The following is a 13367-nucleotide window of genomic DNA, read 5'->3' as shown; positions in this document are numbered from 1 at the left end:
TGTCTCCCGTGTCTCTGGCGGACCTGGCTCAGGCGGCCCTGGCCGGATTGGATGCGAGGCCGAAGTCCTCGGGGAATTCGTTCAGCGCGGACAGCACCGGGTACGGCGTCATGCCGCCCATTGCGCACAGCGAGCCGTTGAGCATGGTGTCGCACAGGTCGCGTACCAGCTGGACGTGCCTGACAGGCTGCTCGCCGGCGATGATGCGGTCCATCACTTCGACGCCGCGGGTCGAGCCGATCCGGCACGGCGTGCATTTGCCGCACGATTCGATCGCGCAGAACGCCATCGCGTAGCGCGCCTGCTTCGCCATGTCGACGGTCTCGTCGAACACCACGATGCCGCCGTGGCCGACCACGCCGCCGAACGCGGCATAGGCTTCATAGTCCAGCGGCACGTCGAAGCGCGACTCGGGCAGGTAGGCGCCCAGCGGTCCGCCGACCTGCACCGCGCGGATCGCGCGGCCGCTGCGGGTGCCGCCGCCGTAGTCGATCAGCAGCTCGCGCAGCGTGACGCCGAACGCCTTCTCCACCAGTCCGCCATGGCGGATGTTGCCGGCCAGCTGGAACGGCAGCGTGCCGCGCGAGCGGCCCATGCCGAAGTCGCGGTAGAACTGTGCCCCGCGCGCCAGGATCACCGGCACCGTGGCCAGCGAGATCACGTTGTTGATCACCGTGGGCTGGCCGAACAAGCCCTTGAGCGCGGGCAGCGGCGGCTTGGCGCGCACCACGCCGCGCCGGCCTTCCAGGCTTTCCAGCAGCGCGGTTTCCTCGCCGCAGACATAGGCGCCGGCGCCCTTGCGCACTTCGAGATGGAAGCGCCGGCCGCTGCCGCGGATGTCGTCGCCGAGCCAGCCCGCGGCGCGGGCGATGCCGATCGCGCTTTCCAGCACGGCGATCGCGTGCGGGTATTCGGAGCGGCAGTAGATGTAGCCCTGCTCCGCGCCCACCGCCAGGCCGGCGATGGTCATGCCTTCGATCAGCATGAAGGGGTCGTCTTCCATCACCATGCGGTCGGAGAACGTGCCCGAATCGCCTTCGTCGGCATTGCAGACGATGTACTTGGTCGCGGAGCGGGCGCCGAGCACGGTCTTCCACTTGATGCCGGTCGGGAACGCCGCGCCGCCGCGGCCGCGCAGGCCGGAGTCGGTGACCTCCTGCACGATCTCGGCGGGCTGCATGGCGAGCGCGCGCTCCAGGCCGGCATAGCCCTCGTGCGCGCGGTAGTCGTCCAGCGACAGCGGATCGGTGATGCCGACGCGGGCGAAGGTCAGGCGCTCCTGCCGCTGCAGGAACGGGATCTCGCCGGTCGGACCGTGTGCCAGCGGGTGCGCGCCGCCCTGCAGCAGGCCGGCATCGAACAGCCCCGGCACGTCGGCCGCGCTGACCGGGCCGTAGGCCACGCGGCCGGCATCGGTCTGCACCTCGACCAGCGGCTCGAGCCAGAACATGCCGCGCGAACCGTTGCGCACGATGCGCACGGCCTCGCCGCGCGCGGCGGCTTCGCTGGCGATGGCGCGCGCGACCTCGTCGGCGCCCAGCGCCAGCGCGGTCGAGTCGCGCGGCACAAAGAGAGTGGTGACGGTGCTCATGCCTGGGCCTCCGCTTGCGCCGCGGTCGCCGGCGCGCGCAGCGTGCGCACCAGCGCGTCGAAGCGCGCGGCATCGACATACCCGTGCAGTTGCTCGCCGACCATCACCGCCGGGCCGCACGCGCACTGGCCCAGGCAATAGACCGGCTCCAGCGCCACCTCGCCGTCCGCGCTGGTTTCATGGAAGCCGCAGCCGAGCGCGCGCTGCGCGTGCGCGGCCAGCGCTTCGGCGCCCACGGCCTGGCACGCCTCGGCGCGACACACCTGCACCACGTGCCGGCCGGCGGGCTGCTGGCGGAAGTGATGGTAGAAGGTGATCACGCCGTGCACCTCGGCGCGCGACAGGTTCAGCGCGCGCGCGATCACGGGCACGGCGGTGTCGGGGATAAAGCCCTGGGTGTCCTGGATCTCGTGCAGGATCGGCAGCAAGGCGCCCGGCATGTGCTGGCGTGCCGCGACGATGGCCGCGATGCGCGCGGCATCGGCGGATGCCGGGGCACCGGGGGCACGGGGTGCGTGGGGGGCGATGTCTGGCATGGCGTCTCCTGTGAGGGCTCGCCAGGACCGGCCGAAGTGCCTGCCGGATCCCGCTTATATGCTATTTTTTTCCTATTTCCGGGCTACCGGATCACCGTTTCGCCCGTTAGGCGGACTATATGAGAGTGACAGCGGCCCTTCAATAAGCTATTTTCTACATATGATCCGCATCTCGATCCAACCTCACCTGCAGATCCGGGATGACACCCGGCCGGGCGCCGAGCCGCTGGACGTGTCGCGCCTGGTGGCCCTGCTCGGCCACATCGGCGAATCCGGCAGCATCAGCCAGTCGGCCCAGGCGGTGTCGTTGTCGTACCGCTATGCCTGGGGCATCCTGCGCGATGCCGAGGCGCTGTTCGGCGGCCCGCTGATCGACAAGACCCGCGGGCGCGGCAGCGCGCTCACGCCGCTGGCGCAGCAGCTGGTGTGGGCCAGCAAGCGGATCGGGGCGCGGCTGTCGCCGACGCTGGACAGCCTGGCGTCAGAACTGGAGATCGAGCTGAAGAAGCTGATGGCGCAGCCGGAGGCGACGGCGCGGCTGCATGCCAGCCACGGCTTCGCGGTGGCGGCGCTGCGCGACTTCCTCGACGAGCAGCAGGTGCGGCACGACCTGAAGTACTGCGGCAGCGTCGAGGCCGTGGCGGCGCTGGCCGAAGGTGCCTGCGACATCGCCGGCTTCCATGTGCCGGTGGGCGAGTTCGAGCACGGCATGTGGCGCCACTTCACCACCTGGCTCAAGCCCGAAACCCACTGTCTGGTGCACCTTGCGGTACGCAGCCAGGGGCTGTTCGTGCGGCCGGGCAACCCGCTCGGCATCCATACGCTCGAGGACCTGACCCGGCGCGAAGTGCGCTTCGTCAACCGGCAGGTCGGCTCCGGCACGCGGCTGCTGCTGGACCTGATGCTGGCGGCGCGCGGCATCGACGGCGCGCGCATCGAGGGCTACAGCAATGGCGAATTCACCCACGCCGCGGTGGCGGCCTACATCGGCAGTGGCATGGCCGACGTGGGCTTCGGCGTCGAGACCGCGGCGCGGCGCTTCGGGCTGGCCTTCGTGCCGGTGATCAAGGAGCGCTACTTCTTTGCGATCGAGCGCGCCAAGCTGCGCAGCGCGGCGCTGGCCGGCGCGGTCGGGGCGCTGACCAGCGAGGCCTTCCGCCAGCGCGTCAACGCGCTGCCCGGGTATGACGGCACCCTGACCGGCACCGTGCTGACCCTGGCCGAAGCTTTCCCGGACTACCGCGACACGCCGCAGCGCTAGCGCCGCAGCAACGACAGCCGGTCAGGATGGCCGGCCCACTGCGCGTGGTCCGGCAGCGGTCCCTTCGCCTGCGTCAGCGGCAGCCAGTCCGGCCGCCGCGACAGCTCGGCGTTGAGCGCCAGGAAATGGCGCTGGTCCTCGGGCAGGTCATGTTCGGAATAGATCGCGCCGACCGGGCACAACGGCACGCACATCGAGCAGTCGATGCATTGGTCGGGATCGATGGCGAGGAAGTTCGGCCCTTCGTGGAAACACGACATCGGGCAGACTTCGACGCAATCGGTGTGGCGGCAGCACTGGATGCAGGCATCCGTCACGACAAACGTCATGGGCAGTTACGGCAAGGCAGGAAGTAAGGGGCAATCGTAACGGCCGGCCGGCGCGCGTAGGGCGCGCCGGCTTGTGCGAGTCCTTCAAATCCGCTGAAGCGACGGGGCGCCGCGCGCCGGGCACCACGCCTCAGGCGGTCTCGCGCATCAGCTCTTCCTTGCGCGCGGCCATGGCCTGCGCCACATCGCGCAGGTTGATCTTTTCCTTGATCACGTTCTTGAACAGCTCGCCTTCCTCTTCCTCGATGTGGTGGGAGACGTATTCCGACAGCACCGTGAAGCTGGCCTCGAGCATGTCGCCGGCGGGATCTTCATCGATCGCGGCGATCAGGTCCTTGGCGACCTGGTGCTCGACCTTGGCCTCGTCCAGCATGTCGTCGATCTCGTCGCTGACGCCCCGCAATGCCGGATAGAAGAGCTCTTCCTCGATGGTGGCATGCACCGTGAGCTGGTGGCACACGTCGAGCGCGATCGATTCCTTCTCGTCGCGGTCCTCGGTGTCCTTGAACGCCTTGAACTGCTTCTTGACCGCGCGGTGGTCGTCCATCAAGGCACCGAGTGCCTCGGCCTGGTCTGCGGGGATCTTCGACTTGTCCACGGTTCTCTCCTGGTGGGGAGCCGGCACTCCGGCTTCGCCCCGCAAGGCAGGCAGGTTCCGTGCCCGCGCCGCATCGGGCGCCGTGGCGCGCGCATGGCGGGCGGGCCTGCATGTCATTGCAATTCCTGCGCGAAGCCTTGTAATTGTGCCCGCGGCGGCGCGTGGGGCCGCGCATGGCGTCCTCGCATCGCCTTTGTTCACCGGTATATCGTTGCGCCGCTTTGATTGGAGGGCGGCACGCGCGGCATGAAAGTTGCGGCAGCTACGGCAACCGTTGCGTTATCCCGCAACCAGCCGGAACAGAATCCTCTGTCCGGACCGCTCTCACCTGCGTGCGGCGCGCGCGCCGTCCGACACCATCATGCCGACCACCTTCCTCTACTCCAATTGCGCCGATGCAGCGTCGGCGGTCCACGATGAACTGCAGGCCGCCAGCGCCGCCGGCTATGGCATCGACCCGCAACACGTGTTCTGGGAGGCCGCGCCCGCCTCGGTGCCGGCGTTGCAGCGCCCGCGCCTGCGCGCGTTGCAGCACCAGGTGCAGCCGGGCGACGCGGTGGTTGCGCTGCGCCTGTGCAGCCTGGGCTGGAGCGTGCCCGAAGTGCTGGCCACGGTCAGGCGCTTCCGCCTGCTGGGCGTGGCGCTGCACTGCGTGCAGCTGTCGCGCGATGACCTGGCCAGCGCGACGCCGCCCGAAGCGGTCGAGGTATTGCGCGCGGTGGCCGCGCTCGAAGGCGCCACGCGCAGCGTGCGCGTGCGCGAGAGCCTGGCCGCGGCCAAGGCCATGGGGCGACAGGTGGGCCGTCCGCCCAAGCACACGCCCGAGCAGCGCCATGCCATCCTGAGCGCGCTGGCCGCGGGCTATTCGGTCAGCGAGACCGCGCGGCGCTTCAGCACTTCGCGCCAGACCGTGCTGCGCATCCGCGCCGCCGAGCCGCTGGCGCAGCGTGCGGCGGCCATCGCCCTGGCCAATGCCGAAGAATCCGTGACCGAAACGGCGACGGAATGAACCACCCCGCAGCGACGCGCGGCACGGCTGTGCCGCGCGCGGCCGCATCTGGCTGGCTGCCATGACCGACCACCCGCCCAACGCGCCGGACCTGCCCGCGGCACTGATCGATGCCCCCGGCTCGGCCGCGGCCGCGCCCCTGCCCGCGCGCTTCGCCCGCCCCACCCTGCTGCTCGAAACGCTGCTGGCAACGCGGCTGGAATTGCTCAGCCGCGACCACGCCTGGCCGCCGCATACGCTGGCGCAGCGGCGCGCCGTGCTGATGCGGCTATGGGAGCAGCGCACGCCGGGGCTGTTCGAGCAAGGTGGCACCGCCGACAGCATCGAACGCTGCCTGCAGGCGGCGTTTGCCGAAGCAGCTGGCGGGCGCAGGCTGGAAGCGGCGCTGCAGTTCAAGCGCGCGTATTACCTGGTGTGCTGCACGGCATCGTCGGGCAGCCGCGCGCGGCTGCCCGGCAGCGGCGGGCCGGGCTAGCGCCGTCTGCAGCGGTCATGCGCAGGCCGCGCGCAGCGTCTCGTCCCACTCCGCCACGAAGCGGCCGATGCCGAAGCGTTCGCGCGCCACGCGGCAGCCGCGCTCGCCCCAGACCCGCGCCAGCTCCGGATCGTCCAGCAGTTCGCGCATCACGCTGACCAGCACCTCGACGCGCGTATCGACATAGCCGTTGTTGCCGCTCTGGATCACCGTGGCCAGTTCGGTGGTGGCCAGGCCCACCACCGGCACGCCCAGCATCATCGCCTCCACCACCGCCAGCCCCAGGCTGGTGTAGCGGATCGGGTTGAAGAAGAAGCGGTAGCGCGCGACAAAGGCCGCCAGTTGCGGGTTGGGTATCTCGCCCAGTCCGCCCGCCTCCTGCGCCGCCATGCCGACCAGGTCCAGCGGCACCTGCTCGCGCACGCGCGCGAACAGGTCCGCGCCGAGCCGGCGGCCGCGCCGCGACAGGTGGTTGACCACGCTGATGCCGCGCGCCAGTTCGCCGCTGTAGCGCACCGCCTCGTCGACCAGCACGCCGTGCTCGATCACGCGGCACGGTGTGACGCCGCTGTCCCACATCAGCGCGTTGAACGGCGTCACGTGCACCAGCAGCATCGACGGGTCCTGCACCGGGTGGCGCGTGTTGGTCGGGTGTTCCTGCGGCGGATCGTGTTCCAGGTAGATTGCCGGCAGCGCGCGCTGCGCGGCACTGAGCAGCGCGACGCGGTCGTGCTCGTAATGGTGGCGGTGCTGGTACAGCACGCAGTCGAAGCGGCCGGCCGGGACCGCGTCGTAGGGCACCTCGTGCACGTTGGCGCCCCACGGCAGCGCCCCGCCGGCACCGGCATAGCCGGGCGTGCCGTCATCGCGCGTGACCAGGTACAGCTCATGCGGGATCTGGGACAGGTAAAACAGGTAGTTCCCGTGCACGTGCCAGGTCAGGATGCGCAGCCGCCTAGCCATGGCCGCGCTCCTGGGCCGCCAGCGCCAGCGCGGCTTCCACCACGCTGGCCACGCTGATATGCGACGCGCACGGGTGCCCGGCGAGCGGGCAGCGCTGGTGCATGCACGGGCGGCATGGCGGCTGGTCGGCCAGCACGCGGTGCAGCGTGGTGTCGAGCGGGGCCCAGCGCGCGCTGTCGCTGCCGCACGACACCACCACGCTGGGCGTGCCCACCGCGGCGGCGATATGCGAGGCGCCGGTGTCATTGCACAGCAGCAGGCGCGCGTCGCGGATCAGCGCGGCAAGCGTGCCCAGCGCGGTCTGCCCGCACAGGTTGACCACCGGCTTGCCCAGGCGCCGCGCCAGCTGCGCCACCAGCGCGGACTCGTCGCGGCTGCCGGTCAGCACCACCTTCCAGTGGCGCCGCAGCGCGCGCCCGGCCTCGGCAAAGCGCTCCACCGGCCAGCGCCGCGACAGCATGCGCGCACCCGCGTGCAGGCACACGTATTCGCCGGCGACCAGCCCGTGCTCGGCGGCCAGCAGCCGCCAGCTGGCATGGTCGAGCGGGCGCAGCGGAAACGCCAGGCTGCGGTCCGCGCACGGATAGCCCAGCGCCCGCATCAGCGCCAGCAGCCGCTCCACCTCGTTGCCCTGCGGCCACGGCACCAGCACGCCGGCGCGGCTGCAGCGCGCCGCCGCAGGGTCCGGACAGAAGCCGGCCATGCGCCGGGCGCCCAGCCGCTGCACCACGGCATTGCTCAGCGCGCCGCTGCCGTGCAGCTGGATCGCGAGGTCGAAACGCGCCGCCTGCGCGGCTGCGTAGAACGGGCCCGCCGCGGCCTCGGCACAAGGTTGTTCCGGCATCCCGGGAGCGCCGGGAAACACCATCAGGTCATCCACCAGCGCACTGAAGCGGGACACGAACTCCTGCGCCCACGGCAGGCCGATCAGCGTGATGCGGGCATCGGGCTCGCCCGCGCGCAGTGCACGCAGCGCCGGCACCGCGCACAGCATGTCGCCGAGCTGCAGCGCGCGGAACACGGCGATGCGCCGCACCCGCGCCGGATGCCGCGGATCCCGGGCGGGGGGCAAGGCCGTGAGCGGCTCGACGCATGCGCTCATAGGAACACCACGCGGAAGGCCAGCGCGCCGCGCAGCCGCCAGTACAGCGACAGCGGCGGTATCAGCATGGAGGTGAACGCCATCTCGGCGACATGGGCCGGCGTCAGCGCCGCGCCGCGCAGGCGCCGCGCGCAGAATGCCGCGGTAAACGCCAGCCACAGCAGGCCCGCCGCCGTGGCCACGGCCGGCGCGCCCGCCAGCCACGCGAGCGGCGCGGCCAGCAGCGCCAGCACCGTCACGTAGTAATGCCAGGGCGGCACGCGGCGGATGCGCTGCCGGTACAGGCGCGGATGCTTCTTGTACAGCAGCGCGTCGAAGTACACCTTGGCCTGCGCCGCGACACTGCTGCCCCATGCGGCGGGCCGCACCGGATGCGCCACCACCGCCGCGGGCGCGCGCCCCACCGGACAGACCTGCTCGATCAGCCGGAACTGCAGGTCCGAATCCTCGCGCCAAGCGCGCGTGAAGCGCTCGTCGAAGCCGCCGATGCGCAGCAGCGCGTCGCGCCGGACGAAGCAGTTGGCGGTGACGAACTCGGCGTGCGCGAGGCCGCCGGTATCGCGCTCGTGGTCGGTCGGGCGCGCCGGCAGCGGTACGTGCACGGTGCCAGCCACGGCGCAGCATTCCGGCTGTTCCGCGAGCGCGGCGCAGCCGGCTTCGAGCCAGCCCGGATCCGGCACGGTGTCGTCGTCGGTAAACGCAATCACCGACGCGCGCGCGCGGCGCCAGCCCGCATTGCGCGCGCCCGACGGCCCCTGCGTGCCCGGCACCGGCACATAGCGCAGCGCATGGTGCGGATGCTGCGCGGCCATCAGCGCCACCAGCCGTTCGATGCGGGCCTCGCAGCCGTCGTCGGCAACGATGATCTCGTACGCCTGCGGGGGCAGGCGCTGCGCGCACAGCGCCTGCAGGCAGCGCGCCAGCAGCGCCGGACGGCGCCAGGTGGGCACCACCACCGCGACCCTTGGCTCAGGCCTGTCCATGGGTACCTCCCGTCTGGCCCTGGGCGCCTCCGGCGCCGGGTTTTTCCAGCAGGAACGGGCCGATCACCAGCGCGTCCAGCGGCGAGGTCCAGAAGCACTCCACCGCATCGCGCGGCGTGCATACGATGGGTTCGCCGCGTGTGTTGAACGAGGTGTTGACCAGGATCGGCACGCCGGTGCGGCGCTCGAACGCGGCCAGCAGGTCGTAGTAGGCCGGGTTCTGCTCGCGGCGCACGGTCTGCACGCGCGCGGTGCCGTCGACGTGGCACACCGCGGGAATGCGCGCCGCCTGCTCGGGGCGCACGTCGTAGATGAACAGCATGAACGGCGCTTCGCCGCGGCCGGGCTTGGCCGCGCTGAACCACTCCGGCGCGCGCTCCTGCATCACCACCGGCGCCACCGGGCGGAAGTCTTCGCGGTCCTTGATCTGGTTCAGCCGCTGCTGCATGCCGGGATCGATCGGCGAGGCCAGGATCGAGCGCGCGCCCAGCGCGCGCGGGCCGAACTCCATGCGGCCCTGGAACCAGCCGATGATCTTGTTCTGCGCCAGCAGCTCGGCGGCCTGCCCGGCCAGGTCGTCTAGCCGGCGGTAAGGCAGCCTGGCCCAGTCGAGGAAGGCGGCGATCTCGTCCTCGCCATACGCCGGCCCCAGGTAGGCGTGTTCCATCGACCATTGCCGCGCCGGACGTCCGCGCTGCAGGAAGTCGATCCACAGCGCCGCACCCAGCGCGGTGCCGGCATCGCCGGCGGCCGGCTGCACCCAGACCTCGTCGAACGGGCTCTGGTCGCGCACGCGCGCGTTCATCACGCAGTTCAGCGCCACCCCGCCGGCCATGGCCAGCTGCCGTTCGCCGGTGGCCTCGGCCAGCCAGGTGGTCATGCCGACCACGGTTTCCTCCAGCACCTCCTGCAGCGAGCGCGCGATATCGAAATGCGCGGCGTCGAAGGCGTCGCCGCGCTGGCGCGGCGGCCCCAGCAAGGCTTCCAGGTCGGGCTGCGCCACGCGGTAACCGCCTTCGGCATCGCGCCGGACCATGTCGCGGAACACGCCCAGATGCGCGGGCTTGCCGTAGGAGGCCAGCGCCATCACCTTGTACTCGTCCGACGAATGCAGGAAGCCCAGGTGGCGCGTGACGCGTTCGTACAGCAGGCCGAGCGAGTCCGGCAGGTCGATCTGCTTGATGCGCCGGTACTCCTTGCCGTCGAACACGCCGTAGCTGGTGGTGGCGCGCTCGCCGCGGCCATCCATGGTCAGCACCGCGCAGCGCGCGAACGGCGCCGCCAGGAAAGCGCTGGCCTCATGCCCCATGTGGTGCTCGACGAAATGCCAGCGGAACGGCCCGTCGTGGCGCACCCCGCGAAAGCGCGCGGCCAGGTGGTGCGGCGCGCCGCTGGCAAGTTGCCGCGGCGCATTGACCACGTACGACAGGAACAGCGGGTCCCACGGCGACTCGTGCCCGCCGGGCGCGCCTTGCGCCGATGGCTCCAGCGGCAGCGTCACGGTGGCGTCATGCCGGCGCGCGCCCAGCATCAGCGCGGGATCGAAGGCGTAGGCGACATGGTCGACCTCGCGCAGCGCGATGCCGGCCTCGCCCAGGCAATAGTCGATGGCGTGGAACGGCAGCTCCCACGCCGTGAACGGCACCGGGCGCTTGCCGTGCTTGATATGGGTGAAGCGCTCGTCCTCCGCCGCGGCGATGACCTCGCCGTCGCGCACCAGGCAGGCGGCGGAGTCGTGGTAGGCGGCGTTAATGCCAAGGGTGTACATGGTCGGCCTCGTCATGGGGGATGTGGCGGGTGGCACTGTCGTCCGGCATGGGCGGCAAGGCGTCGCGCTCGGCGGGCGCCGGCGCAGCGGCGGCGCCGGGCCACGGCAGCTCGACCGCGGGCATGCTGTCCACATTGCCGCCCAGCAGTGCCAGCGCGGCCTGTACCGCGTGCGCCGCCGGCACGTCTTCCAGGCAGCGATGGTGTCCCTGCGGGCACAGGCTCTTGTAGCAATAGCGGCACGGCACATCGGCAAAGAGGGTGCGGTGCGGCACCTGCCAGGGCGTGTGCTGCGGGTTGGTCAAAGCGTACAGGTCCACCACCGGCGTGCCCAGCGCGGCGGCCAGGTGGACCGGCCCGGTGTTGTTCGACACCAGCAGGTCGGCGGCTTCCAGCAACGCGCCCATTTCGCCCAGGCGCAAGGCGCCGGCCAGCGGCACCACGCGCGCGTGGCCGGCCGCGGCGCAGACCGCGCGCACGATGTCGTGCTCGGCGGCATCGCCGGTCACCAGCACGTGCGCGCCGGCCTTCACCGCCAGCGCGTGCGCCACCTGGGCAAAGCGCGCCGGCGGCCAGCGCCGCGAGGGTGCGCTGGCGCCGGGATGCACCACCACCACCGGCCCGCTGCATCCGCCGCGGATCGCGGCCAGGCGCCCCGCCACCGCGGTGCGGTCTGACGCCAGCACGCGAAAACGCAAATGCGTATCGCGCGGGATGGCGCCGACCTGCGCCACCAGGTCGAGCTGGCGCTGCGCCTCGTGGCGCGGTCGCTGGCCCGCTTGCGTGCCGGGCTCGGTGTCGGGGACCCAGTCGCTCAGCAAGGTGTAGGGGTTCTCGCGGCAGCAGGCCAGCCGCAGCGGAATGCCCGCCAGCGCGCACAGCACCGCGGCGGGCAAGGGGCTCTGGCTGTAGACGGTGAAGATCACCGCCGCGTCGAAACGCAGGCGGGCCAGCCAGCGCGCGCAGGCGGCAATCTCCGGCCCCGGCGCCGGCGCCGCCCGGGCCTCGGCATGCCTGGCCCAGGGCGCGTCCCAGGCCAGCACGCGGCTGACCATCGGCAGGTGCGGCGCCAGTGCCGCCGCGCTGTGCGAAGTCAGCAGGGTCAGCCGGCGGCCCGGCAGCGCATCGGCCAGGGCCTGCATCGCCGGCGTGCTCATCAGCACGTCGCCCATGTTGTCGAGGCGCACGCACAGCACGCTGCGCGCGGATTGCCAGCTCATGGCGCCTCCGCATGGCAGGGTGGCGCGGCCGTCGATGCAGGCGCGCCGACATCGCCCGCGGCCCGCGTGCGCGCGACCACCAGGCGCGCTGCCGCGTCCAGCGTGGGCACCACGTAGTCGGGCTGGCGCGCGGGTGACAGCTGCCATTCGGTCTCGTTGCCGCAGTCGACCAGCACGGTGGTGCAGCCCGCGCGGTTGCCGGCTTCGACATCATTGAGGATGTCGCCGATCATCCAGGACCGCGCCAGGTCGAGCCGCATAGTGGCGGCCGCCTGCAGCAGCAGCCCGGGCATGGGCTTGCGGCACAGGCACGCGCGCGCGTAGGGGGCCACCTGGCCTTGCGGATGATGGGGGCAGTACAGGAAGCCGCTCAGCGCCGCGCCATGCTCGGCAAACATGGCGGCCAGCCGATCGCGCACGGGCACCAGTTCGGCCTCGGTATGCAGGCCATGGGCCACCCCGGGCTGGTTGGTCACCACCACCAGCGGCAGGCCCAGGCCGCCCAGGAGCCGCAGCGCGGCGGCGGCGCCTGGCGCAAGCCGCATGCACGCCGGATCGACGTTGTAGGGGACGTCGTGCAACACCGTGCCATCCTTGTCCAGCAGCACGGCCGCCCGTAGCGCGGAGGCGGAGCTCATGGCCACGAGGTCTCCTTCATGGGCAGCACCATCACCTCGGGGATTACGGTTTCTTCCGGCTGCGTCAGCACGAAGCGCACCGCGTTGGCGACATTGGCCGGATCCTGCAGGTTGCCCTGGTCGATGTCGGGAAAGCGGTCGAGCAGGAACGGCGTGCGCATGCCGCCCGCGACGATTGCCGAGACCTTGATCCCGTGCGGCCGCAGTTCCGCGTGCAGCGCGTGCGAGAAGCCCAGCAGCCCCCACTTGGTGGCGTGGTAGGCCGAGGCATTGGGCCACGCGCGCTTGGACGCGGTCGAGGCGATGTTGACGATATGCCCCCCGCCCTGCGCCTTCAGCACCGGCACGGCGGCATGCGCCATGAGGTAGGGACCGTACAGGTTGACCATCAGCACCTTGCGCCAGGTCTCGGCATCGACCTCGTCCACCGGCAGCGTGATGTCGATGGCGGCGTTGTTGACGATGCCGTCGAGGCGCCCGCCGCGCGCGCGCAGCGACTCGAAGGCCGCGCGCACGGAAGCGGGCTCGGACACGTCCAGGTGCAGCGGCCACGCCTGCGCGCCGGCCTCGGCCAGGCCGCCGGCGCTGTCGTGCGCAAGCTTGTCGTCGATATCGGCGACGATCACGGCGGCGCCGGCCGCGCTCAGCGTGCGGCAGATGGCGGCGCCCAGGCCCCGGCCCGCACCGGTGACGAGATAGGTGCGGTCCTGCAGCGGCATGGCGGTTCCGGTTTGCGCGGCGGCTCGTGGCGAATGCGAAGTCGGCATGGTGGCGGTTCCTGGCGTTCGGTGTGTGGTGGACGGTGATCCGGACAACGAATCGGACATCGGTGCTGGCACCCTTTCGGCATTGGCATGCCGCGTCGAGGACAGGAATCTCCGGGTGCGCAGGCTTG

At 71.5% G+C, this 13367-nt stretch carries 14 protein-coding genes; 3 read left to right on the top strand and 11 right to left on the bottom strand.

Going from position 1 to position 13367, the window contains the following annotated elements; genetic code table 11:
* Nucleotides 1–28 precede the first annotated feature (28 nt).
* Entirely contained in the window at nt 29–1591 is a 1563-nt protein-coding gene (locus tag A3AG_RS0129880) for a formate dehydrogenase beta subunit (RefSeq protein WP_018008940.1), read from the bottom strand.
* Nucleotides 1588–2127: a formate dehydrogenase subunit gamma gene (locus A3AG_RS0129875; RefSeq protein ID WP_018008939.1), complete on the bottom strand. Its 540-nt coding sequence runs from the start codon at nt 2125–2127 to the stop codon at nt 1588–1590. The genes A3AG_RS0129880 and A3AG_RS0129875 overlap by 4 nt, the downstream gene beginning before the upstream one ends.
* Nucleotides 2128–2287: 160 nt before the next feature.
* Here A3AG_RS0129875 and A3AG_RS0129870 point away from each other — a divergent pair, with 160 nt between their 5' ends.
* Nucleotides 2288–3388, top strand: a complete 1101-nt coding sequence (locus A3AG_RS0129870) for a substrate-binding domain-containing protein (protein WP_018008938.1) — start codon at nt 2288–2290, stop codon at nt 3386–3388.
* On the opposite strand, the gene fdxA is transcribed toward A3AG_RS0129870, so the two are convergent.
* Both fdxA and A3AG_RS0129860 read right to left on the bottom strand, forming a co-directional pair.
* Nucleotides 3385–3717, bottom strand: a complete 333-nt coding sequence (gene fdxA, locus A3AG_RS0129865) for a ferredoxin FdxA (RefSeq protein ID WP_018008937.1) — start codon at nt 3715–3717, stop codon at nt 3385–3387. The two genes, A3AG_RS0129870 and fdxA, sit on opposite strands and share 4 nt — an antisense overlap.
* A gap of 130 nt (nt 3718–3847) precedes the next feature.
* Complete coding sequence (locus tag A3AG_RS0129860; protein WP_018008936.1) at nt 3848–4315, bottom strand: hemerythrin domain-containing protein; 468 nt, start codon at nt 4313–4315, stop codon at nt 3848–3850.
* Nucleotides 4316–4676: 361 nt separating this feature from the next.
* On the opposite strand from A3AG_RS0129860, the gene A3AG_RS0129855 reads away from it, so the two are divergent.
* Nucleotides 4677–5324, top strand: a complete 648-nt coding sequence (locus A3AG_RS0129855; protein ID WP_018008935.1) for a recombinase family protein — start codon at nt 4677–4679, stop codon at nt 5322–5324.
* Between the two features lie 61 nt (nt 5325–5385).
* The gene (locus tag A3AG_RS0129850; RefSeq protein ID WP_018008934.1) at nt 5386–5799 is read left to right on the top strand and encodes a hypothetical protein; all 414 of its coding nucleotides are present in this window, start codon (nt 5386–5388) and stop codon (nt 5797–5799) included.
* A gap of 15 nt (nt 5800–5814) precedes the next feature.
* Here A3AG_RS0129850 and A3AG_RS0129845 read toward each other — a convergent pair whose 3' ends face one another.
* From A3AG_RS0129845 to A3AG_RS0129815, 7 genes are read right to left on the bottom strand one after another with little or no spacing between them, the layout of a single operon-like run.
* Nucleotides 5815–6762: a glycosyltransferase family 4 protein gene (locus tag A3AG_RS0129845; protein ID WP_018008933.1), complete on the bottom strand. Its 948-nt coding sequence runs from the start codon at nt 6760–6762 to the stop codon at nt 5815–5817.
* Nucleotides 6755–7864 carry a glycosyltransferase family 9 protein gene (locus A3AG_RS0129840; RefSeq protein ID WP_240619990.1) on the bottom strand — a complete coding sequence of 370 codons (1110 nt, stop codon included), beginning with the start codon at nt 7862–7864 and terminating at the stop codon, nt 6755–6757. The genes A3AG_RS0129845 and A3AG_RS0129840 overlap by 8 nt, the downstream gene beginning before the upstream one ends.
* Nucleotides 7861–8847 (bottom strand): glycosyltransferase family 2 protein, encoded by a 987-nt coding sequence (locus A3AG_RS0129835; RefSeq protein ID WP_026164570.1) that lies wholly within the window; start codon nt 8845–8847, stop codon nt 7861–7863. Before A3AG_RS0129835 ends, A3AG_RS0129840 begins: the two co-directional genes overlap by 4 nt.
* On the bottom strand, nt 8834–10615 hold the full coding sequence (locus A3AG_RS0129830) for a carbamoyltransferase family protein (protein ID WP_018008930.1): 1782 nt from the start codon (nt 10613–10615) through the stop codon (nt 8834–8836). Before A3AG_RS0129830 ends, A3AG_RS0129835 begins: the two co-directional genes overlap by 14 nt.
* Nucleotides 10596–11834 carry a glycosyltransferase family 9 protein gene (locus tag A3AG_RS32140; RefSeq protein ID WP_018008929.1) on the bottom strand — a complete coding sequence of 413 codons (1239 nt, stop codon included), beginning with the start codon at nt 11832–11834 and terminating at the stop codon, nt 10596–10598. The genes A3AG_RS0129830 and A3AG_RS32140 overlap by 20 nt, the downstream gene beginning before the upstream one ends.
* The gene (locus A3AG_RS32135; protein WP_018008928.1) at nt 11831–12472 is read right to left on the bottom strand and encodes a D-glycero-alpha-D-manno-heptose-1,7-bisphosphate 7-phosphatase; all 642 of its coding nucleotides are present in this window, start codon (nt 12470–12472) and stop codon (nt 11831–11833) included. Before A3AG_RS32135 ends, A3AG_RS32140 begins: the two co-directional genes overlap by 4 nt.
* Nucleotides 12469–13191 carry an SDR family oxidoreductase gene (locus A3AG_RS0129815; protein ID WP_018008927.1) on the bottom strand — a complete coding sequence of 241 codons (723 nt, stop codon included), beginning with the start codon at nt 13189–13191 and terminating at the stop codon, nt 12469–12471. Before A3AG_RS0129815 ends, A3AG_RS32135 begins: the two co-directional genes overlap by 4 nt.
* Nucleotides 13192–13367 lie beyond the last annotated feature (176 nt).

The organism is Cupriavidus neocaledonicus (assembly GCF_000372525.1).
Lineage (GTDB): Bacteria > Pseudomonadota > Gammaproteobacteria > Burkholderiales > Burkholderiaceae > Cupriavidus > Cupriavidus neocaledonicus.
Note: the sequence above shows the minus strand (reverse complement) of the source record. Positions and strands in the feature narration are given on the sequence as shown.